The 21,422-nt window shown below is 33.9% G+C and carries 20 protein-coding genes, 1 tRNA gene and 1 other RNA gene; 13 read left to right on the top strand and 9 right to left on the bottom strand.

Annotated elements, in window-relative coordinates:
* The 5 genes from Fokcrypt_RS00110 to Fokcrypt_RS00090 form a co-directional block, all read right to left on the bottom strand.
* On the bottom strand, positions 1-684 hold a 684-nt coding region (locus Fokcrypt_RS00110; protein ID WP_323722181.1), incomplete at its 3' end, for a hypothetical protein.
* A gap of 233 nt (positions 685-917) precedes the next feature.
* Positions 918-1,613: a ribonuclease III gene (rnc, locus tag Fokcrypt_RS00105; protein WP_323722180.1), complete on the bottom strand. Its 696-nt coding sequence runs from the start codon at positions 1,611-1,613 to the stop codon at positions 918-920.
* A complete protein-coding gene (locus tag Fokcrypt_RS00100) occupies positions 1,610-2,626 on the bottom strand; it encodes an NAD(P)/FAD-dependent oxidoreductase (RefSeq protein ID WP_323722179.1) in 1,017 nt (338 codons plus the stop codon). The genes rnc and Fokcrypt_RS00100 overlap by 4 nt, the downstream gene beginning before the upstream one ends.
* 155 nt (positions 2,627-2,781) lie before the next feature.
* Positions 2,782-4,662: a tRNA uridine-5-carboxymethylaminomethyl(34) synthesis enzyme MnmG gene (gene mnmG / locus Fokcrypt_RS00095; RefSeq protein ID WP_323722178.1), complete on the bottom strand. Its 1,881-nt coding sequence runs from the start codon at positions 4,660-4,662 to the stop codon at positions 2,782-2,784.
* A gap of 34 nt (positions 4,663-4,696) precedes the next feature.
* Positions 4,697-6,070 carry a M23 family metallopeptidase gene (locus Fokcrypt_RS00090; RefSeq protein ID WP_323722177.1) on the bottom strand — a complete coding sequence of 458 codons (1,374 nt, stop codon included), beginning with the start codon at positions 6,068-6,070 and terminating at the stop codon, positions 4,697-4,699.
* A gap of 94 nt (positions 6,071-6,164) precedes the next feature.
* Here Fokcrypt_RS00090 and Fokcrypt_RS00085 point away from each other — a divergent pair.
* Positions 6,165-6,249: transfer RNA gene (locus Fokcrypt_RS00085), tRNA-Leu, on the top strand.
* A gap of 76 nt (positions 6,250-6,325) precedes the next feature.
* Here the strand turns inward: Fokcrypt_RS00085 and Fokcrypt_RS00080 are convergent.
* The gene (locus Fokcrypt_RS00080; RefSeq protein WP_323722176.1) at positions 6,326-6,796 is read right to left on the bottom strand and encodes a hypothetical protein; all 471 of its coding nucleotides are present in this window, start codon (positions 6,794-6,796) and stop codon (positions 6,326-6,328) included.
* Between the two features lie 188 nt (positions 6,797-6,984).
* Complete coding sequence (locus tag Fokcrypt_RS00075; RefSeq protein WP_323722175.1) at positions 6,985-7,617, bottom strand: epoxyqueuosine reductase QueH; 633 nt, start codon at positions 7,615-7,617, stop codon at positions 6,985-6,987.
* A 71-nt stretch (positions 7,618-7,688) separates the two neighbouring features.
* On the opposite strand from Fokcrypt_RS00075, the gene ssrA reads away from it, so the two are divergent.
* The 8 genes from ssrA to Fokcrypt_RS00035 all read left to right on the top strand — a co-directional run bounded on the left by ssrA (position 7,689) and on the right by Fokcrypt_RS00035 (position 13,126).
* Positions 7,689-8,012: a transfer-messenger RNA gene (gene ssrA / locus Fokcrypt_RS00070) on the top strand.
* A gap of 17 nt (positions 8,013-8,029) precedes the next feature.
* Positions 8,030-8,656 (top strand): complex I 30 kDa subunit family protein, encoded by a 627-nt coding sequence (locus tag Fokcrypt_RS00065; RefSeq protein WP_323722174.1) that lies wholly within the window; start codon positions 8,030-8,032, stop codon positions 8,654-8,656.
* 80 nt (positions 8,657-8,736) lie between these two features.
* Complete coding sequence (gene rpsT, locus Fokcrypt_RS00060) at positions 8,737-9,030, top strand: 30S ribosomal protein S20 (RefSeq protein WP_323722173.1); 294 nt, start codon at positions 8,737-8,739, stop codon at positions 9,028-9,030.
* Positions 9,027-10,202 carry a radical SAM family heme chaperone HemW gene (hemW, locus tag Fokcrypt_RS00055; RefSeq protein ID WP_323722525.1) on the top strand — a complete coding sequence of 392 codons (1,176 nt, stop codon included), beginning with the start codon at positions 9,027-9,029 and terminating at the stop codon, positions 10,200-10,202. Before rpsT ends, hemW begins: the two co-directional genes overlap by 4 nt.
* A gap of 1 nt (position 10,203) precedes the next feature.
* Positions 10,204-10,641: a biopolymer transporter ExbD gene (locus Fokcrypt_RS00050; protein WP_323722172.1), complete on the top strand. Its 438-nt coding sequence runs from the start codon at positions 10,204-10,206 to the stop codon at positions 10,639-10,641.
* An 18-nt stretch (positions 10,642-10,659) separates the two neighbouring features.
* The gene (locus tag Fokcrypt_RS00045) at positions 10,660-11,799 is read left to right on the top strand and encodes an alanine racemase (protein WP_323722171.1); all 1,140 of its coding nucleotides are present in this window, start codon (positions 10,660-10,662) and stop codon (positions 11,797-11,799) included.
* 75 nt (positions 11,800-11,874) lie between these two features.
* A complete protein-coding gene (locus tag Fokcrypt_RS00040) occupies positions 11,875-12,063 on the top strand; it encodes a hypothetical protein (RefSeq protein ID WP_323722170.1) in 189 nt (62 codons plus the stop codon).
* 25 nt (positions 12,064-12,088) lie between these two features.
* Complete coding sequence (locus tag Fokcrypt_RS00035) at positions 12,089-13,126, top strand: type I glyceraldehyde-3-phosphate dehydrogenase (protein ID WP_323722169.1); 1,038 nt, start codon at positions 12,089-12,091, stop codon at positions 13,124-13,126.
* A gap of 52 nt (positions 13,127-13,178) precedes the next feature.
* Here the strand turns inward: Fokcrypt_RS00035 and Fokcrypt_RS00030 are convergent, their stop codons facing one another.
* Positions 13,179-13,673, bottom strand: coding sequence for a glycoside hydrolase family 108 protein (locus tag Fokcrypt_RS00030; protein WP_323722168.1), 495 nt, complete (start codon positions 13,671-13,673; stop codon positions 13,179-13,181).
* Positions 13,674-13,837: 164 nt separating this feature from the next.
* On the opposite strand from Fokcrypt_RS00030, the gene miaB reads away from it, so the two are divergent.
* Positions 13,838-15,187 (top strand): tRNA (N6-isopentenyl adenosine(37)-C2)-methylthiotransferase MiaB, encoded by a 1,350-nt coding sequence (miaB, locus tag Fokcrypt_RS00025; RefSeq protein WP_323722167.1) that lies wholly within the window; start codon positions 13,838-13,840, stop codon positions 15,185-15,187.
* Positions 15,188-15,288: 101 nt separating this feature from the next.
* The gene (locus Fokcrypt_RS00020) at positions 15,289-16,851 is read left to right on the top strand and encodes a YifB family Mg chelatase-like AAA ATPase (protein WP_323722166.1); all 1,563 of its coding nucleotides are present in this window, start codon (positions 15,289-15,291) and stop codon (positions 16,849-16,851) included.
* 4 nt (positions 16,852-16,855) lie between these two features.
* On the opposite strand, the gene Fokcrypt_RS00015 is transcribed toward Fokcrypt_RS00020, so the two are convergent.
* A complete protein-coding gene (locus tag Fokcrypt_RS00015; RefSeq protein ID WP_323722165.1) occupies positions 16,856-17,458 on the bottom strand; it encodes a YerC/YecD family TrpR-related protein in 603 nt (200 codons plus the stop codon).
* Between the two features lie 235 nt (positions 17,459-17,693).
* Here Fokcrypt_RS00015 and dnaX point away from each other — a divergent pair, with 235 nt between their 5' ends.
* Both dnaX and Fokcrypt_RS00005 read left to right on the top strand, forming a co-directional pair.
* Positions 17,694-19,274, top strand: coding sequence for a DNA polymerase III subunit gamma/tau (gene dnaX, locus Fokcrypt_RS00010; RefSeq protein WP_323722164.1), 1,581 nt, complete (start codon positions 17,694-17,696; stop codon positions 19,272-19,274).
* A 231-nt stretch (positions 19,275-19,505) separates the two neighbouring features.
* A complete protein-coding gene (locus Fokcrypt_RS00005; RefSeq protein WP_323722163.1) occupies positions 19,506-20,945 on the top strand; it encodes an acyl-CoA desaturase in 1,440 nt (479 codons plus the stop codon).
* The last annotated feature ends 477 nt before the right edge of the window (positions 20,946-21,422 follow it).

Genomic DNA, 21,422 nt, shown 5'->3' with positions numbered 1-21,422 from the left:
TTCTATTTCCTTTTTATCTGCTTTATTATGTAGTATATCTGCTTCAGTAAATGACTCATTCATTTTATGAGCCAATAATGTCATTCTCTCTTTCTCAGTTTTTACTTCTGGATGTGTTTCTATATATTCTCGTGAGTCCTGTAATATCCTTACAAGTTTTTCTCCTTCTACCTCCAATCTCTCATATACTGTCTTTAGCTTTTCTTTTTCTATTTCCGCTACAGCAATTCCATCTCCTATCAGCTTTTTTTGTTCTATTTTACTTTCTAGGATAACAATTTTATATGTCTTTTCATCCATTCTTTTACCAAAAAATTTCAACTCTGCACGATAATTTTTCACTACTTGATATGTTTTTATATATTCTTGTACCCTTACGTAACGCTCTTCAAAATCCTTTTCAGTAGCTTTCAATTGTTTCATTCGTATCTTCTGCTCATCAGTTAATCTCTCCAATTCCTTCTTCGTCTCTTCCTCTGCACTCTGCCACCATTCTTTCTTCATCTCTTCCTCTTTCTTAGCCTCTCCCGACGCCACACTATCCTCCTCTTTATTATCTTTATTATCACTTATGTCATTAGCTTCCATGTCATCACTTATGCCGTCCAATTCCTTTCTATAAAAGAAACTTATTCCTCCATATATTACTATACTTATCGCAATTCCACTTAATGTATTTTTCATAATGAACATATTTAATTTGTCCATTATATCGTTTTTTTCTACCACGATGTCTCTTGCTTTACAGTAAGCCATTCTAATATATTTCTTTCTAATAATTATATGCTATTACACTCATTCTCCTTTGTTTTTTCAATATATTTTTCATTCAATCTCTCATGAGTAACCACTCCCTATATTTATATTGTATTATTTAAAATTTATATTTTTTAGAGATTCCATTTTAAGGTATTATATCAGCTTTTTTGCTTTCCTTTTGCCATAAATTTTAGCATCTCTTTAGCAGCCGAACGTTCTGCTTCTCTTTTATTCTTGCCTCTTCCTTCACATTTCCATCTTCCAGCACTCACTTCTATTACAAAAATTTCCTCATCTTTCTCTTTTTCTATGCCAATACATCGGTATTGTGGTAACTCCACTCTCATTTCTTGTAATATTTCTTGTAGCTCAGTTTTTTCATTTTTTCTAGTAAGAGAACTAATACTTTTAGCATCTATCATATCTTTCCATAAACTATGAATAACTTTTCTTGCTTCTTCTAATCCGCCATCAAGGTATATTGCTCCAATAACAGCTTCCAACGCATCTTCGAGATTGCTATTTTTTGTCCTGCCAAGATCATTCTCTTCTGAGTAACTCATTGCGATATATTTTCCAAGGTATATGCTTTTTGCTATGCGTGCTGATACTTCACCATTTACGAGATTTGACATCATAAGAGAAAGCTCTCCTTCACTATATTGAAATGCTAGAGCATATATGTAATGAGAAAGTACGAGTTGTATTACTGCATCTCCTAAGAATTCTAATCTTTGATATGTTTTGATCTTTTTCCACTTTGTGGTGTTTAAACTAGGGTGATTAAGTGCTTCTTGAAGTAATAAGATATTTTGAAATTTATATCCTAATACATCTTCTATACTGTTTTTCATGAGTGGAATTGCTGAGTAGAATACTTGATTCTTAGTTCTGTATTTGGTCTCGCTATTTTGAATGCTGCATGTGCTGCAGTTGCACCTTCTGAAAAACCTGTGAGAATAAGTTTTAGTTTGTTATTATAATAGCATACGTCGCCTACTGCAAATAGCCCACTTACTGCAGTTGACATGTCGGACTGCTTCACTTTTATTTGCTTACTATCTTCGGTGAGTACGATACCATCTATGGTATGAATAAAAGTATTCACCATCGAAAGCCCAAAGAATGGTAATAGATACTGTACATCTAACTTTTTTGTTTGTAGTTCAGTTTCGGATGTAATGTGACTTACTTTTATACCTTTCAATTTATCATCTTCAATAATAAGTTTTTCTAATTGGTATGGTATTACCATCTCTATTTTTCCATTTTGGCATTTTTCCATCATCTCATTTATATTCGAAGGTGCAGCACGAAATGTATCTCTCCTGTGTATAAAGTACACTTTGTTTGCAATATCACTTAGAATAATTGCCCAATCTACTGCAGAATCACCGCCACCGGCAATAGCGATGTTTTTTCCGCTAAAAATTTTCGGACTTTGTATGCTATATAATACACTATCACCTTCTAATTTTTCTATTCCTTCTAACTCGGGTTTTTTAGGTTCTAGTATTCCACCACCAGAGGCAATTATAACAGTTTTAGCATGTATATCTTTTCTACCTTCTGCTTTTAAAATCCACTCATTCTTTTGATCTTGTTGAATGGAAATAACAGAATATTCTAAAAAAATATCATGATCAAAACGTTGTATTTGTTGAGATAAATTATTAATAAGCTCTTTTCCTAGGATTTTTGGGCATGCTGGTATATCGTATATTGGTTTTTCGGGATAGAGAGCTGCACACTGTCCACCAATATAACTCAAAGAATCGACAATTGCTGTTTTAAGACCAAGCATTCCAGTTTCAAAGGCTGTAAAAAGTCCTACAGGCCCTGCACCGATAATTATAACCTCATACATACATTTATTACTTCTATATTATGAAAAATTGTATGGTAAATAGTTCGTCTGCAATAACGTTCGTAAGTGCGTCCAACTATTACAATCTTATATCTTGACTTATGTTGTATAATTCAGTCTCAGATCATGTGACTTCTTTATAATAAAATCAACTATTATTGCATCTGTGAGGTCATCTTAGCAATGTATTGTTTTATAATAAACAATGCTATCGGAGTAATTCCTTCTATTTTTCTTATTTCACTCATATTTTGAGGTTTGATTTCTTCTAACTTTGAAGAAATTTCAGTAGATAATGATGGTATAAGCTTATAGTTTAATGCTTTTGGTATCGTAGTGTTAACTTCATCGTTCATTACCGCAATTTCTTTTTCTTGTCTCGATATATAATGGGAATATAGGCTTTCGATATGCATTTGTTGTTTTATATTATCGTCATAATGGCTGATATTTTGAATATTATTTAGTATAGATTTCCAATCTACTTCTGGTAATCCAATTATATCCCACAACGTTCTACCTGCTCTTTTTTCTAGAAATGGATATGCTTCAATTACTGTTTTGTCGACTTTTATGTTTTGTAGTATAAGGATAGCGCTTTTAAAATTAGCTTGATGTGCATGATATTGTTTTGCTTTTTCATCTTTTACCAAGCCGTATTTTATGCCTTTTTCAGTTAGTCTTTTTTCTGCATTATCTGCTCTAAGTACCATTCTAAATTCGGCTCTACTCGTCATCATACGATATGGCTCTTTTACACCAGTTGTAACTAGATCATCTATCATTACGCCTATATATGCTTCACTACGAGATAATACGAATTTTTCGTAATTTTTACCTTCTATCGCATAAGTTGCGGCATTGATACCAGCTATAATACCCTGTCCTGCTGCTTCTTCATATCCTGTTGTTCCATTTATTTGCCCAGCTAAAAATAATCCACTTACTCTCCTAGTTTCCAAGCTATGATATAGTTCTTTTGGATTGATAAAATCATATTCTACTGCATATCCATATCGAGCAATTACACAATTTTCTAATCCCTTTATGGTTCTTATAAAGCTTTCTTGAATATCCTGCGGTAAAGAAGTGGATATTCCATTTGGGTATATCAAAGTGCTATCTAGTCCTTCCGGCTCTAAGAAAACTTGATGTCTGTCACGATGAAATCGGACTATTTTATCCTCTATTGAAGGGCAGTATCGAGGACCTACAGATTGTATTAAATTGGAGTATATAGGAGATTTATGAATATTTTTTTTAATAATTTCATGAGTGAGGTTATTTGTATAAGTAATAAAGCAACTAATTTGTGGTTGTGAGAATGGTAAAGTTTTTGTTGAAAATCTTTGTGGTACAGCATCGCCATATTGTTCTTCGAGATATCTATAATCTATTGAATTTTTTACTATACGTGCCGGTGTACCGGTTTTAAGCCTTCCTGTTGAAAATCCAAGTCTCTTAAATAATTTTGGCAATTCTATCGAAGAATTTTCGCCATATCGTCCCCCTATTGATATGGAATCACCAACGTACATCTTACCGTTCAGAAAAGTTCCAGTAGTGATTACTATGCTACGACATGATATTTGATAATTACTGAGTGAGTTGGCTTCGGTAACGGATACGCCTTGTACTGTATTGAAATTACTATCAAATATGATATCTGTTACATCTCCGAATATAGTTGTAAGATTAGAGTATTGAGAAAGTATATGTAGCATGCATTTTTTATATGCTTTTCTATCTATTTGAGCTCTATATCCCCATACTGCAGGTCCTTTACTAGAGTTCAATATTTTGAAATGTATACTGCTCATGTCTGCAACTTGTGGCATAACTCCATCTAGTGCATCAATTTCCCGAACAATGGTCCCCTTACCAACTCCTCCTATTGATGGATTACATGATAATTCTCCTAAGTTAGTATCGGATTTTGTTATTAAACCTACATTGCACCCTCTTCGAGCGGCTGCAGTTGCAGCCTCAATTCCTGCATGTCCTGCACCAACTACTATCACATCGAAGTCTTTCATAAGAGATTTAATAAATTCACTTCATGCTTTAGCATTACCAAAATGTATACGGAAGCGATATAAGTGCAGTTTGGATATGTGGTGTTTGTTGTGCTGAGAATAATTTTTCAATATTACACATATGTAACTTAAAGTCTTTTGTTAGTATGCTTTGCGTTCGTTTAGTAATGCCATGTGCTGCACTACCACATACGAGTTGTGGATTCATCGCAATCTTACCCTTTCGTACTTCAAAGTGCAAATGAGAACCTGTAGAAGTGCCGGTATTACCAACATATCCTATTATCTGTCTCTGAGATACCTTCTTTCCAACCATTATGTTAGGGCTGAACTGAGATAGATGACCATATACTGTAGAGTATCCGTTATCATGTTGTATTCTGATATACCTACCTAACCCTCTATTATATGAGCATTCTTTTACTATTCCATGATTTGAGGCAACTACTAAGGTACCGCGAGGTGCACCATAATCTATACCTTGATGCATTCGATACGTTCCGAATATTGGATGCTTCCTTCGTCCATAAATAGATGTTATTTTACCTCTTACAGGAGATATGAATGTGCTTTGCGTTTGAGGTGGCTTATTAACGAGCATCCCATTTTTAAAGAAGTACCCACTTTGTGTACCAGTTTTATAGAAAAAAGCCTCGATTGGAGGTTTTGTAGAGTGTTTTTTCATAGATACATATAAGATTGTAGGAGATCCATTGTTCGCATAAGAATATGCTATTTTGAATTCTCCTTCAGCTTTTTTAGTGTATCCAATATTTTTTATAAGCTTATTGCAGTGATATATCACTTTATCAGGGAGTCCACTTTTTTTAAAATTTTGTGATATTGTCAATTTCTCGTCTAATTTACCGCTCATGAAGAAAATTGATGATTCTTTAGGTAGTCTCCTTTTTTTAGCGATTTTGATAAATTCATGAACAAGGAAATCTTTATGTAATTTACAGTTCTCTTTTACGTTTTTGAAATGCTTTACGATATGTATTTGCTTCTTTTCACTGAACATTGCACAGATTTGATCTTTACCGTTTCTTACTTCTAAGAGTTTTGTATCTGTGTCGTCGTAATTATATTGTTGAACCAGTATTTCCTTATTTACCTTAAATTTTGCTTTTTTGTACTTTTTAAAAATATCATTCTCTAGTTTTTGACAAGAATCAGATGATATTCCCAAAGTTTGGAAAATACCTGCCAAATTGTAGCTGCTATCAAGCTTATATTGATTGATTTTAGCTTTGATAAGAGATTGTTCTGCATACATATGGCTATGTTGTACCAAGTCATCCGTTCTATCAGTTTGTTCGCACAGCAGTACGACTGATATGCAGATTGCAAGTGTTACGGAGAGTAATATTCCATAAAATATGCTATTTCCATGATTTGTCTTCAGCATTACGTAAGGTAAATTTTGTTCTTGCTTGTCATATGAAAAATATATACATAGTATAATCTACAACGAAAAGTTGATTAATGCAATTCATCGAGATGCCTAGGTGGCGGAATGGTATACGCGTCGGCTTCAGGTGCCGATGACTTATGGTCATGGAGGTTCGAGTCCTCTCCTAGGCACCATCTTCCTTTTGGGGGAGAACGGTGTTCTTATGCATAAAACGTCCTAATGTGTGATTGTTTTCAATATTTCTTCAATTTATCTTCCTAAATATTCAGGGCTATTTGGATTAGCACTATTCCCGATTGGTAGACATTCTTCTTCTCCGAAATACTCTTCATAACGGTGTACCCCGCCATCGGTACCACTGCATGAATATGCTCTGCAATACCAAAGTTCTCTCATACTGCTTGCATGTTTCATTGCTAGAGTCTTACATGCTAAAAGTCCTTTTGCAGTACCAATAAATTTATGTCTATCTCCATATCGCCCATCATCATTTATCCAAAGTTTTTCCCAGTAGAATACGCTATAGTAATCTGTTTTGAATTCAAATTCTCTGTCATCATTATCTTTATACTTACCATATTTATGGGCGTCTCTCCCATATTTGTTAGAATCATTATTACTTTTATGAGAATCACTATCGCACCCATTACAACACAAGACCATTACTATAAACAGAACACATTTTAGTAAGGTGATATTATCTGCTAATCTCTGCTGCATTTGGCTATAAAAACGCATAATCCTAGTTATCGCATCGCGGAATGTAACTGTAGGGCGATGATTTGTCTATAAAAAAATAAACTGAAAATTAATTTCTTATAATATTTAATATTTTTTATACATCTAATTACTTTATAGCTCAATTAAGCGAGTTGCTTAATGGTTAATGCATTAAGTACTGCAGCCCGTTACTCTTCGTAAAATTCTTTACATATAGTGATTGGCTCTCTTCCTTTTTTAACTCTCCATTCATTGGTATCTCTGAGGGAAAATATGCATCCACAATACTCTTGCTTATAAAATCCTTCTGACTTTGCTATTTTATACATTCTTTCACTTCCCCCATCTAATCTCCAATTATAAGTCCAGTACTGTATGTCATATTTCTTAGCGGCCATAATACCGCAGTTATTGATTTGTGCCATATCTTTCCATCTAGATATCCCTAATGAACTTGTGAATATACTTACGCCTCTTTGTTTTGCTAATTTTGCTGTTGCTTCAAAGCGCATATCGAAACACATCGTGCATCTGATACCTCTTTCTGGTTCTTTTTCTAATCCTTTTGCATTTGTAAACCAGTCTTGTACATTATAGTCTCCATCAATAAATTCTATTCCAAGTTTTTCGGCATATCTTATATTTTCGGACTTACGTATTTCATACTCTGCTTTAGGATGTATGTTAGGATTGTAGAAAAAAATCGTAATGTTAAGTCCTTCATCTTTCATCTTTCTAATCACTTCTCCTGAGCATGGAGCACAACATGAATGTAAGATAATATCTGTTCCAGTTTGGAGCATTGATTTTACTTCATGCATTTTAAAATGCTAAACATACTTATTATCGAGAGTAGAGTAATTTTTACACTTATTAAATTCAAGTGTCAGCAGTGCTTTACTAGTAATTTCAGTAATGATATTATGAATATGGTTAATGCAAGTTAATCTATGGCAATAAACGCTCTCCGTAATAGATATAATGGACTAGGGGGCAGAACCCTACATCTCCACCAAGAGGGGGTGAAATAGATTCGACATATATTAAAAGGGTGTTAGCTTTTGCTCAGCGTGATACAGCTGTAAAACTGATCACAAAAATAAATGCAAACGATAATGTAGTAATGCATAGAGAAGAGGAACGATTAATTGCTTTTGCATAAACGTTTTCTCTGAACTAGCGGTTTTCGGGGAGCCGGGCAACAGAATTCCCCATGTTTAAAAGTTATTCTTTATGACGCGTCAGAGTGAGTTATATTCTTTATTGATAAAGTATAAGATAAGTGATGTGTGTAGCGATGTGCTTTCTTTATGCGAATTCTATCATCATCCTTCTTGGAAAGAAGTTTGTATAATACTGCACTCATGTTCTAGTATTAATCAACTTTTGGATTTTCTGAAGAACGATGAACTTTTATCGTTTGAAATGCTCCTAGATGTTTGCGCTGTTGATTATCCCGATCAAGAAAAGAGATTTGAAGTTGTATATCATCTTCTTAGCCTTACTAACAATTGGCGTTTGAGAGTACGTCTACCTGTTTCTCAAGACGAATCTGTTCCCTCCGCACATGAAATATATCACTCCTCGAATTGGTATGAAAGGGAGGTATATGATATGTTTGGCATTAAATTTCTGTCACATCCTAATCTTAAGAGAATATTAAATGAAAATGATTTTGAGCATTATCCTTTAAGAAAAGATTTTCCTCTCAGTGGTCATCATGATGTATGTTTCGAACCAAGTACTGGAACTGTCGTGAAAAAACCAATCATGCTAGAGCAAGCTTATAGGAATTTTGATTCAGAAAATCCATGGAGAAGTGTGACGTTACCAGGAGATGAAAAAGCTACAAAAGGGTAGCTTTCTATTTAGTAATCGTTAATCGATATTGATACAGTGACGTTTTTATGCTATCACTTACGTGAACGATAGTGATACTTATGGCACAAAAACATATTTCTGCGGTCAAAGCGCGTGCACGCTCATTAAAGCAATACAAGAGAAATAGAGCTGTTAAAAGTAAGGTTAAAACCTTTGTCTCAAATTTGCGGAAAAAAGTTACCGATGTGATTCGTAATGATCTTCCTAGAGATGAAGTTTTTATCTTGTTGCGTACTGTGGAATCTGAGATTATGAAAGCAAAATCAAAGGGTGTATTGAAACTCAATACAGCTTCTAGAATGGTGAGCAATATCACTCATTATGTGAAGAAGAGTTTGCAAACTTACGCATAATTCAGCTGTCTCTTTCTGTATACGTACATTGGCCGTTTTGTGCTAAAAAATGTCCATACTGTGATTTTAACACATACGTTGTTAAAGGATGTGTGGATTTTCGAGAGTGGGGCGATGCATATATAAAACGTCTGTCTTTTTATAAGCCATTATTGCAGAAGAATGGGGTTTCTACTCTATTCATTGGTGGCGGTACTCCTTCGTTAGTACCTGTTTCAGAGATAGATTGCATTGTACGTTTTGTGAGTGATTTTCAAAAAGTGCCTTTTGAAGTTACGATAGAGATGAATCCTCGTGATATAACGCGTCAAAAATTGATAGAGCTTAAAAATTGCGGAATCAATCGAGTATCTGTTGGGATACAAAGTGTTCAACCAGAGAGATTAAAATTTTTAGGTAGAGATCATTCTGCTGAGGATGCTATTCGTTCGATGGAAGAAGTGTCTTCTATTTTTAGTAATTATTCGTTTGATCTAATATCTGGTACTTATGGTCAGACTACCGAAGGCTGGAGATGGGAGTTGGATACAGTCATGAAATATAAACCCTCTCATCTTTCTGTTTATCACCTTACAATAGAGCCAAAAACAAAATTTAATAGTCTAAAGAACAGAGGTTTGTTAAGAGAGATTGATGATGAGATGGCTTTACAATTATATGAAGTGACTAATGAACTGTTGGAAAGTTATGGTTTACGGAGATATGAGATTTCGAATTATGCAAGAAAAGGCTATGAAAGTGTTCATAATTTATCATATTGGAAGTATGAAGAATATATTGGGATAGGTCCTGGAGCACATGGCAGAATAAGAGCTCAATCATATCAATTACTAGCAGATTCTTTCGAACCTTTTTCTTGTCATTCTGTTGCACTAGTTGATGATTATTACTATGAGCAATGGTTTTCCAAAGTAAAACAGAATGCTGATTGTATAAATACTGTAGAATTTCTTGATGAAAAAGCTGTTTTTATGGAAAAATTATTGACTGGGTTGAGATTAGAGTCTGGTGTAAAAATTGATGATATTATGATGCAAAATTTGAAATTCTCAACGGTGCAAAGTCTATGCAATGATAATATGCTTTGGTATGATAAAGAAACATGTTTCATGGGAGTGCCACTAGATAAGTTTAGGCTTCTCAATCACATCATTTCTTCTTTAATTCAATAGCATGGGTATTGCTCAAACATCTTATAAAAAAGCAAGAGGCATCAACTCCGATATCAATATTACTCCACTTGTAGATGTAATGCTTGTACTTCTCACTATATTCATGGTTACATCTTCTATGATGGTTGGAGGGATAGATGTAGATTTACCGAATGCAAATACAGCAGCCATACAACAAGATAATTTGAAAGAGTCAATTGTAGTATCTATTACTTCTAATGGAGATATATTTATAGATGAGATAAAGATCTCTGATGATGGTAATTTTCCGTATAAATTAAATGCAATTGCTAAGAAAAAAAAGAATTCTGTAATAATGCTTAAGGGAGATGTAAGTGTTACTTATGGTGCTCTAATATCTGTCTTTAACATGATAAAAGATGCAGGATTTTCAGATGTATTGCTTGTAACTCTTCCGTATGATAAGAAGCAGCCATGATGTTATAATTATTAGAACATGGAAACTACTATCTCTGTTACCAATATTAGGAGTAATTACTTAGAAATAACGAATTTTATCGGGAGAAATACGCGTTGTTGTGCTGTTGTGAAAGGAGATGCGTATGGAATGGGATTACGAAATGTAGTTACAGTTCTTCTGCCTGAATGTAAGGATTTTTTGGTAGCCGATATTCATGAAGCACTAGAAGTTTTTGACATTACGAATGAAGCTGGTTTAGCTGATAGCGTTAATATATACGTCGTACACGGTCCTGATTCGGTAGAGAATGCTCTAATCGGTATAAAACGAGGTTTTATATTTGTTATTAATACCGAAAAGCAATTCTTATTACTTACAGCAGCTTTAAAACTGATATCAGATAGAGTACTTGAACCTAGAATGATTTTATATGTAGCTGTAGGAATGATCAGGACGGGTTTTAGTGAATTAGAATTGTCTGAATTTACTAAGAAGTACTCAAATCAGAATCATAATATAAATCGATTACCGGTAATTTTAGGTATTAAATGTATAGGATTGATGGGGCACATGAGTGTTTCCGAATTACCTTCTCATCCGTTGAATGAGAAGCAGCTTAAAAAATTCAAAGATGCAATTTCTTTAGTTCAAAATGCATGGAATAGCATAGTAATGGAGCATACTTTTGCTAATTCATTTGGTCTATTGCTAGGTAGAGAGTATTATTTTTCTATGGTGAGAGTTGGTGTTTTGCTATATTCTGACGTAGCTTCCAATGCTTCTCTCAATTTATCTGAGTCAGTGGTGGAGATAAAAGCAAATATACTACAGAAAGTAATTTTAGATGAAGATGCAGTTATAGGATATGGAGGAGATCTTATACTAAAAACTGGAAGTAAAGTCATTACAGCTGAGTGTGGTTATTGGTATGGTTGGTATGAAAAGTGGAAAAATGATAATTTTTGTGTCTGTATGAATCACAAAATTCCAATGATATCAAATGCTATGCAATTGGCAATATTCGATGCTTCTTCTATGTCAGATGCTGATTTCTTATTAGCGACATCTATTAATTTAATTGGCAATGGAATTAAAATTTCAAATCTTCCTAAAAGATTACCGCATGAAATGCTTTGTAAGGTAGGTAGATTAAATGCAAGAAAAATATATATCTGAATTTAAGTCATTTTCTTGCTAAGAGAGATTTGATTTACTATTCTTTCGAAGAGATTTATATCTATATGCCCTTGTATGTTGTTACGTTTTGTGTTGCTTTTTTTCTCATGGATTTTTCTTGTTGCTTGTGCTAATGACAGATCTTATCAAGAAAAACCGTATTTACGGAAAAAAAGAGCGGTTTTATATAATGACTTTGCCGCTACTGGAGGCTTTAAAAGAGCGAAACAAGTTGTAACAGTTCCACCTCAATCTACTCAATAGTTTTGCTATTTATCATCATTGCATTATGAGAGTTTGTATTAATGGATTTGGTAGAATAGGCAGAAGTGTATTGCGTAGTTTTATCAAAGCTCATCATGAATATGGTGAATTTTTCGATATAGTATGTATTAATGGACGTTCACTTTCTATCGAAAGTGCAGCTTACGCTCTTAAGTATGATTCTACACATGGTGTACTAGATATACCGATTGAATATGTTGATGATGGCTTATTTTTTCCCACTATAAGCAAAGGTATTAAAGTGATTTCTCATGAGAGTGTAGAGGCACTTTCTGATGCTATAAAAGGTAGTGTTGACTTAGTGTTAGAGTGCAGTGGAGCGTTTAATAAAAAGAAGTTATTACAGCAATATTTTTTGAAAAGTGGTATTGTTAATGTAATCGTTTCTGCGCCATGTGAGGATGCAGAACATGCGATTATACTTGGTGTTAATGATGACAGGATAAAAGAGATAAAGAATAATCATATAATTACCCTCGGATCATGTACTACAAATTGCATTTTACCAGTGATTAAAGCGATAGATAGTAGATTTAAAATCACATCGGGCTTTGCTACTACAATTCATGCATATACTAATGATCAGGCGTTATTAGATAGTTCGCATAAAGATAAAAGACGAGGTAGAGCAGCTAACTTATCAATCGTTCCTTCCAAAACAGGATTTACTAGTATGATATCTGAACTAATTCCTGAATTAGGAGATAAGATTGGAGGAGCAAGTTTACGTGTTCCTGTTGCTAATGTTTCCGTTGTGGACTTTAGATTTACAGTAGATCGTGATATTTCTACTGAACTTTTGCTGGCTTCCATGCTGGAATATTCTAGCATTCACCCTAATATAATGACATTAAGTTCAGAAGAATTAGTTTCTTGCGATTTTAACGGTTCCAGACATAGCTGTATATTTGATACGACTCAATTATTTGTAAAGCATAATAACGCTAGAGTTATGTGTTGGTACGATAATGAAATTGGTTTTTCAAATAGAATGTTAGATTTGTGCAAGATGCTTGTAGTACATAATAAGGTTACAATCTAAACTGATACGGGGCAGCGACGGAGACCTATTACCACTTTTATTATATACCTATTTATGAGTACGCTCTTTTTAGCCATCCTCTTAAAAAGAGTCTATTATCGTCTTTCGACGATATTATTCTGTAATACCCTGCAACTTCTGATTTGAGAGCACTTAATAGTATTGCAGGTTTTGCTCTATTAGTTGCTTTGAGAGTTTGCTCATCTAATATTCCAGTTTCATGTACATTTTTACAACCTGTAGCCCAAAGTGCTCTTTGTAGCATTTTATTGGCTACCTGAGAACCTGCATGTACCGCGATGTCAAATATTTTTGCTGCTATTATGGTATTTTTTATCAGATAATAGCGATTTGGTTTCCAATATTTTACGTAATATATTTGCTTTGCTTGTCTTACGGTAAGGTTTTTGATATTTATATTTGGATTAGATCTCTTAGATATGCCGTATTTAGTTTCTTGCCCTTTATCATATGGGTTGTTGACATATCCACCCTCCATTGCTAGTACAAGATTAACAGCGTACTCAAATTTTTCATCATCATTCATAGAATTACTGCATTTTGTACTTGTGCAACCTTTTAAAAAAAGGCAGCTAATGCATAGTAAGAAAAAAGTGAAGTATCTCATCTACCGCTGTAAATCAATACAGTTTTTTTTATCGTAGTCCTATGTTACATTATTTCTCTATGTAATTCAATTCTGCTCTTAGAATGTCCAAAATGCTTTATGTAAAGACCTATGGTTGTCAGATGAATGTTTATGATTCTAGTAAAATACAAGATTTGCTAATTCCACATGGTTTTATGATTACCGATACTCCATCGGAATCAGATATTGTAATAATTAATACGTGTCACATAAGAGAAAAGGCTTCCGAAAAATTATATGCAGAACTCGGTAGATTAGCTAATTTAAAACTTAAAAAGCAGCAAGACGGAAAAGATATGGTAGTAGTAGTAGCGGGGTGCGTGGCACAAGCAGAAGGAAAGGAGGTTGTGAAAAGAGCCCCTATAGTGGATATAGTAGTTGGCCCTCAATCGTACCATGAACTGCCTGCTCTGATAGAAAAGATAAGAAGAGAGAAAAAATGGCTTATAAGCCTTTCATTCGAGGAGAATAAAAAATTCGATGCTTTGCCCATGGATGTTTCTTCACAGTCAGTTTCGGCATTTGTATCAATTCAAGAAGGATGTGATAAGTTTTGTCATTTTTGTTGTGTTCCATATACCAGAGGCGCTGAGTATTCACGTTCTCCTGAGAAAATAATAGAAGAAATTTCATGTATTCTTGACAGCAAAAATGTATCAGAAATTACTCTTTTAGGGCAAAATGTAAATGCATATCATGGAGTAGATCGGTTTGGTAATTTATGGACTTTAGGGCGTTTATTAGAAAATCTATCACAAGATCATCGGATTGCTAGATTACGTTATACTACATCTCACCCGCGTGATATGAATGATGAATTGCTATTCATGGCTCATAAGCATCCTAAAATAATGCCATTTATACATTTACCAGTTCAATCAGGCTCAGATAAGATACTTAAGAGCATGAATAGAAAGCATACTGCAATGGAATATCTTGAAATTATTGAAAGATTTAGAATGATTTCCGATAAAATACAATTTTCTTCTGATTTTATAGTTGGTTATCCAGGAGAGACAGATGCAGATTTTAGCGAAACTTTGGAATTAGTAAAAGTTGTCGGCTATGCTTCAGCATATTCCTTTAAGTATAGTCCGAGACCGGGAACTCCGGCGTCAGTGATGTCGGAGCAGATTTCAGAAGAAGTGAAGCAAGAGAGATTAGCAAAGTTGCAAGAGCTACTAGAAGCACAAAGATTGTGTTTCAATAGAAAGATGTTGGAGCAAAAAGTTAAAATATTACTAATGAAAGATGGTAAACATAATTCTCAGTGGATTGGAAAAACGGAATATATGCAATCTGTAATAGTAGAAAAAGTGCCTTACAACGTGAAAATAGGAGATATAGTTACTGTAAAAATAACCGAAGCATTTACTAATAGTATGAAAGGAGAAATACAAAATTTATCGTAAACTTTATGGATGTTGCCGTCTATTGTGAGTTATGTGTTATTATACTGCAAAAATTTCTTCCATTTTGTGCTGCTTAATGCTAATGATAGCACAAAAAATTTATGCAGAGAGAGAACATTATGTTATCTACAGTAAAAAGCGTTGCATTTTCGGGAATCGAAGTACAAGAGATTGAGGTGCAAACCCATATAGGAGCAGGGCTGCCATGTTTTAACATTGTGGGTCTTGCTGCTAAATCGATAGCGGAATCAAGAGATAGAGTAAGGGCTGTGTTCAATAGTATAGGACTTGGTCTTCCTGCAAAAAGAATTACGATTAATCTAGCGCCTGCTGATATTATGAAAAATGGTACACATTTTGATTTGTGTATCGCTTTATCAATTTTAGTAGCTATGGAAGTAGTGGCACAAGAGGAAGTTGGAAATTTTATAATATTAGGAGAGTTATCATTAAATGGAAGTATAAGGCATGTAAATGGAGTTTTACCTGCAGCTATCAAGGCTACTGAGAGAGGCTGTGGAATCATATGTCCCAGTATGAATATTAGGGAAGTATTATATTCTGGTAATCAGAATATTGTAGCAGCTTCGCATATTGTAGAATTAATCAACCACCTAAAGGGCAGAGAGATTATTAATAATCAGCGATATGTTAATTCTTATCCAAAGGAAGAGAAAAATACTGAATATAGTAAGGATTTTTCTGATGTGAAAGGGCAAATTTTAGCAAAAAAAGGAATGGAGATAGCCGCTGCTGGAGGACATCATATATTGATGGTTGGTCCTCCAGGATCTGGAAAATCGATGTTAGCAAGTCGTTTGCATACGATTATGCCTCCTCTTACTACTGAAGAGCAGCTAGAAGCAACGATTATTGCTAGTTTGGCTGGGACATTGCAAGCAGAGAATGGTCTTATTACAGAACGACCATTTAGGGAGCCGCATTCTTCATGTACAACTCCGGCAATGATTGGTGGTGGAAAAGATGCGAGTCCTGGAGAGGTTACTCTTTCTCATTTAGGTATATTATTTCTTGATGAAATGCCTGAATTTGGGAGGAGTACTTTAGAGTCATTAAGGCAACCAATAGAGATGGGGTATGTGCAGCTTGCGAGGGTTAACAATCATGTAGCATATCCTGCTAAGTTTCAGCTTATAGGAGCTATGAATCCATGTAAATGTGGATATTTTGGTAGTAAGAATATCATGGCAATATGTAAAAAAGCTCCAAATTGCGCTACAGATTATCAAAATAGAATTTCTGGTCCACTACTAGATAGGTTTGATTTACAAGTGAGTATGTGTGATGAGTACAATCCATTACACTATAGTGAACGAAGAGAAGAGAGATCACATCTAGTATTAGAGCGTGTAATAGCAGCAAGGGAGTTACAGAAGAAGCGCAATATAAAAAATGGAAAAACGTGTTTAAATTCAGAATTGGAGGGGGAGCTACTGCATGATGTAACAGAAATGGATGAAGAAGGAGAAAAGCTATTTTTGAAAATAGTAGAAAAGTTTTATTTTTCATCTAGGAGCATAAATAAATTAAAGAAAGTAGCTAGAACGATTGCTGATCTGAAGCAAAATGTGTCAAAGATATCGAAGTACGATTTAAGTGAAGCATTGAATTATAGGATATTGAATGACAGGGAAAAGAGGTAGAGTTTTATATCTGAAATTTTAATATAGTTGTATCATTATTGTATTCATCAAAAAAGTGAAAAGCCACTTTATATCCCTTGTTATTTTCGTAATTTAAGAACCTTCTTATTCTAGTTAATGTGGCAGTACTCACTGAAATCAAATTAATTATTTCTTTATTACTAGAACCTTTTGCTAATAGATAAGCTACGACTATTCGTGACTCTAGTATATTAATTTCATGAGTTGTACAGATATCTGATATAAAATTTTTACATCTTTCTGCAGTCTTTGTTTTCAGAAGAGCTTCTTCAAGTGAGGTATAAATATCACACTGTGGTAGTATTATTTTATATCCATAACGATTTTTATCTCGTAGTACTTTATTCACTTTCATTATAGTTGTTATGCTGCTTCCTGTGAGGTTTTTAATTGTTTTATACGAAAAATTAGGTTTATGTTGAAGATAGAGAGCTATCAATAATCTTTCTCTTAAAACCTTCAATTCTGGAGGGGTACATAGATCTCGTAGTAGGGCTAGTACATTAGAAGATTTATGTAATAATGATATTACTTTATATAAAGTAGGTGTTTCGAATTTATTAAAATTCTCTTTTTGTAATTCCATTGTTCGCATTTACCTTGAATAGCTATTGTATATAGCTACTGGATAACACATAAGGCTTTATATACCAAGAAATTTCTTCCTTCAAACTAATATTTGGTATATTGGATACGATTTTGATGTATATTCATTATGACAAAGTTTATTTTTTTATTTTCTCTTGCGAAAGGTAGTGCTATATAGTGAAAAGTAAGCTATAAAACATCAAATATACGTTATATATTTATTATTATAGGTTATGACTGATAGCGGCTCTCATATTGTTTTATCGAGAAAGTACAGACCCTCTAAGTTTTTGGATGTAGTTGGACAAGATGTGAGCGTGAAAGTGATAAAAAATGCAGTCCTTCTAAATAGAGTACCTCATGCAATTCTTTTAACCGGAACCCGTGGAGTTGGAAAAACTACTATCGCGAGATTAATTGCTAAAGCTTTAAATTGTGTAAATCTTGGAGATAATGGAGAAGGATGCGGTATGTGTAATAACTGTGTACAATTAATGAAAATGCAACATCCGGATGTTATGGAGATAGATGCTGCTAGTAATACTAGTGTGAACGATGTTAGAGATATTATAGAAACAGCCCAATATATGCCACTTCAAGCTCGGTATAAAATTTTTATTATAGATGAGGTGCACATGGTTTCTAGCAGTGGTTTTAATGCAATTCTAAAAACATTAGAAGAACCTCCTTCTCATGTTAAATTTATTCTTGCTACTACTGAATTTAGAAAGATACCAGAAACTATAATATCTAGGTGTCAGAGAGTGCATCTCAGGGCGTTGTCGCAATTCGAATTAACTGAATACTATGATGATGTGCTCAAAAAGGAAGGATGTAAAATGGAAGAGGGCGTAGCTGATGTGGTGGCAGAAGCTGCTAAGGGTTCGATAAGAGATGGTTTGTCAATTTTAGAACAAGCTTTAACTGTAGCATTATTTAATAGTCAGAATTCTCCTACCATCACTCTTGACGATATTGAGTCGTTAATTGGGCATGTATCGTTACTTACAGCAGCTGAAGTGTTAAAAGATATTGCGCATTCAGATGTGGAAAGAGGATTAGAGAGGACTAGAAAGTTATGCCATAGTGGCATAGATCAAGCAAAAGCCATATTGGAAGCACTTCTTGTTGTGATACATGGATGTATTGTTCGAAATGGTACTATTCGAAGTCCTGATTCTTGGTTGAGCGTATTGCTAGATGATACCCGTGTAATGGATAAAGCATTTCTGCTGAAAGCGTGGAATTTACTTGTCGAACTTCAAAAGCAAGCTAAATATACCCTTGATATCACAAAAATGCTTGAGGTAACTTTAGTGAAAATGTCATATGTTGGCACATTTGAAAGCACAGATAAATTAATGGATATTTTAAGAATGATTATGAATGATGAAGTGATAAAGCCTACATTTGTCGATAGCGTTGTTGAGTATGAAAATTGTATTACAGATTCATTTTATAAATTGGAACAATTAATAAATCTCATAATAGATAAGGGTAAGACTGAATTATCTTATACTATTAGTAATGAATTAAGAGTTGCTGATGTAAATTATGATAATCATACTATGAAGATTAATCCAATTAGTGATGAGAAAAAAGCTTATTTAATGCTTCATTTAGCTGAGGTAACAGGCAAAAATTGGAATTTGGAATTTGTGACAGATATGGAATATCCTACTTATTTTGATTTAAAGAAAATAAACAAAGATTTAACATTCAAGAAAATTAAAGAAACTTCATTCATTCAATCGATACAAAAGTTTATGGGTGATTTTGAAATAGAGAAAGTACTTCATGATGATAAAGATTAGTCTTTTATTTCTCTAAGTTTATAAAACATCCTATCTTGTATGCTCTTTAAAGAAACTTTATGTATTCGCTCATAGATTGTGCGTATATTGTATGTTTCTACCTTTTTTATTGACATAGCATTTTCCGGAAGTGTACCATAGCGATGTATGATGTGCGTCATATTCGATTGAAGCGAATAAAATACTCCTTCTATTGACGAATAGTACTTATTTCACTTTTTTAGATTTAGTATGAATTCTAGAATTAATTGGCCGGTCGCTATCGTTCTTGTAGTGTATCCTATCTTTATATTACTTGGTGTTATATTTTACGTTGCACTTTATGGAGCGTGTACGAAAGAGCTGTGGCTAGCTGTAATAGCCTATTATGTCTCAAATATATCAGTTGGTATAGGACTACATAGATTATGGGCGCATGGTTCTTATAAAGTTAATAGGGTTATAGAAGTGATGTTAATATTTACTAGTGCTTTTGCATTACAGGGACCTGTGCTTGCATGGGTATCTGATCATAAGTTTCATCACGCGTATCCCGATACTGATAAAGATCCTCATACCCCAGTAAAATATGAAAATCCAATAAAAGGATTTTTTTGGGCGCATCTTGGTTGGATGATATTTGGAGAATCTACTACTAAGCACATGGACAAGGGTACGATGTCAACTTTAGGAAAAGATAAAATGCTCGTGTGGCAACTCAAAAATTATTGGCAATTAGCTCTTTTTACTCAGGTAGTTCCTACTGCTGCGCTTGGTTTTGTTTTTTTTAGCGAGCCAATTCAGGCTATATTAGCCGGCTTTCTCTTTTGTGGTTTAGGTAGAGCATTACAGCAACAGATGACTTTTTCAGTGAATTCTATATGTCATTTTTGGGGGAGAAAACGGTATGCGGATGATAGTTCTGTAGATGTATGGTGGCTTGCATTATTGTTGTTGGGAGAAAATTGGCATAACTATCATCATGCTTTTGGCAAGGATTACAGAAATGGATATAAGTGGTATCACTTTGACGTTCATAAGTGGATTATTTGGCTTATGTCGAAGGTTGGACTTGCTAGTGACTTGCACGTAACTCCAGAAGTCAGGATTATTGCGGTGCAGAAAGAATATGAGCAAAAATTATTACAGAGAGGAAAGCAACAAGCTGTTGAAGCGAAGGATTTTGCTTGGTGTGCGTTGAATGTGGTATCGCAAAAGCTTATGTTCTTGGAAAAGATGTATGATGATGCTCTGAAAAGTACTTCATCATACATTGGTACTCAGAAGTTGAAGAATACATTCTCAAATCTTGTTGTTTCTATGAAGAATCATATATCAGAAGATTTTAATTATAATTCTGATTCAGCAAATCAAGAGCAGCCATATATATCTTCTGCCTTAGATTGTGTCGTAAAAATCGGTTCAATCAATGAATTACTGCAAAAATGTGTTGGAGCAGTGAAGGGATGTGATGCAAAAATGGTAAATCAAAGTATTATGGATGCTTTGAGAGCTGGTAAAAAAGCAATGAGTGTTCTGGATGGTGTGTTTTTTAGAAGTTTAGATGTTTTGCGTAAAGCAGAATCAACTTTGAAAAATATGGAAAAATCTGATTTTGTAGAGATTATGAATGATATTAGAGAGATTCAAAAATGCCTTTTAAAACTTAAAAAGAAGTGTGCAGTTGCTTAATCGTATAACTTATTATTTTTAATTTTGTTAGGTTATTTTATTATTGGCACTATTTTTTTATTTTAGTTCTTTATCTTCGTATACGATTTAAATATTCCAGCAATTGGAATAAAGAGTTATAAATTCGCTTCTTTTTGAGTTATAAAATACTTTTTCCATAAGGAGCATTTTATGATATAATACCAAGGCTATGCTATATTTTAGAGTGAGATGCTTAGTTCATTGTTTTGGTATTTAGAAGTAGAAGAAAAATTATTTCGTAGAAAGGTTTTTAGCATCGGATTTGATGTCCTTGCCATAAGTTTATGGTATGAATCTGGATTGCGTTCTGATTTTCGTAAGAATCCTGAATCACCAAAGAAAAAGAGTAGGAACTACCTGAGTAAAAAGAGCTAATTGCCAATAATTTTTGAGTTGCCACACGAGCATTTTATCTTTTCCTAAAGTTGACATCGTACCCTTGTCCATGTGCTTAGT

This window comes from Candidatus Fokinia cryptica, from assembly GCF_034359305.1.
GTDB classification, from domain to species: Bacteria; Pseudomonadota; Alphaproteobacteria; order Rickettsiales; family Midichloriaceae; genus Fokinia; species Fokinia crypta.
The sequence above is the reverse complement of the archived record's forward strand: the minus strand, read 5'-3'. Positions and strand labels throughout refer to the sequence as shown.

What these genes read in the sequence shown, in the direction of transcription:
- Fokcrypt_RS00090 (WP_323722177.1), bottom strand. Translation starts at nt 6,070, where the DNA reads ATGCTGAAGACAAATCATGGAAATAGCATATTTTATGGAATATTACTC.
- Fokcrypt_RS00100 (WP_323722179.1), bottom strand. Translation starts at nt 2,626, where the DNA reads ATGTATGAGGTTATAATTATCGGTGCAGGGCCTGTAGGACTTTTTACA.
- miaB (WP_323722167.1), top strand. Translation starts at nt 13,838, where the DNA reads ATGTCCAAAATGCTTTATGTAAAGACCTATGGTTGTCAGATGAATGTT.
- dnaX (WP_323722164.1), top strand. Translation starts at nt 17,694, where the DNA reads ATGACTGATAGCGGCTCTCATATTGTTTTATCGAGAAAGTACAGACCC.
- Fokcrypt_RS00005 (WP_323722163.1), top strand. Translation starts at nt 19,506, where the DNA reads ATGAATTCTAGAATTAATTGGCCGGTCGCTATCGTTCTTGTAGTGTAT.
- Fokcrypt_RS00045 (WP_323722171.1), top strand. Translation starts at nt 10,660, where the DNA reads ATGGAAACTACTATCTCTGTTACCAATATTAGGAGTAATTACTTAGAA.
- Fokcrypt_RS00065 (WP_323722174.1), top strand. Translation starts at nt 8,030, where the DNA reads ATGACGCGTCAGAGTGAGTTATATTCTTTATTGATAAAGTATAAGATA.
- Fokcrypt_RS00075 (WP_323722175.1), bottom strand. Translation starts at nt 7,617, where the DNA reads ATGCATGAAGTAAAATCAATGCTCCAAACTGGAACAGATATTATCTTA.
- Fokcrypt_RS00080 (WP_323722176.1), bottom strand. Translation starts at nt 6,796, where the DNA reads ATGCAGCAGAGATTAGCAGATAATATCACCTTACTAAAATGTGTTCTG.
- mnmG (WP_323722178.1), bottom strand. Translation starts at nt 4,662, where the DNA reads ATGAAAGACTTCGATGTGATAGTAGTTGGTGCAGGACATGCAGGAATT.
- Fokcrypt_RS00040 (WP_323722170.1), top strand. Translation starts at nt 11,875, where the DNA reads ATGTTGTTACGTTTTGTGTTGCTTTTTTTCTCATGGATTTTTCTTGTT.
- rnc (WP_323722180.1), bottom strand. Translation starts at nt 1,613, where the DNA reads ATGAAAAACAGTATAGAAGATGTATTAGGATATAAATTTCAAAATATC.
- Fokcrypt_RS00030 (WP_323722168.1), bottom strand. Translation starts at nt 13,673, where the DNA reads ATGAATGATGATGAAAAATTTGAGTACGCTGTTAATCTTGTACTAGCA.
- Fokcrypt_RS00015 (WP_323722165.1), bottom strand. Translation starts at nt 17,458, where the DNA reads ATGGAATTACAAAAAGAGAATTTTAATAAATTCGAAACACCTACTTTA.
- Fokcrypt_RS00050 (WP_323722172.1), top strand. Translation starts at nt 10,204, where the DNA reads ATGGGTATTGCTCAAACATCTTATAAAAAAGCAAGAGGCATCAACTCC.
- Fokcrypt_RS00035 (WP_323722169.1), top strand. Translation starts at nt 12,089, where the DNA reads ATGAGAGTTTGTATTAATGGATTTGGTAGAATAGGCAGAAGTGTATTG.
- rpsT (WP_323722173.1), top strand. Translation starts at nt 8,737, where the DNA reads ATGGCACAAAAACATATTTCTGCGGTCAAAGCGCGTGCACGCTCATTA.
- Fokcrypt_RS00020 (WP_323722166.1), top strand. Translation starts at nt 15,289, where the DNA reads ATGCAGAGAGAGAACATTATGTTATCTACAGTAAAAAGCGTTGCATTT.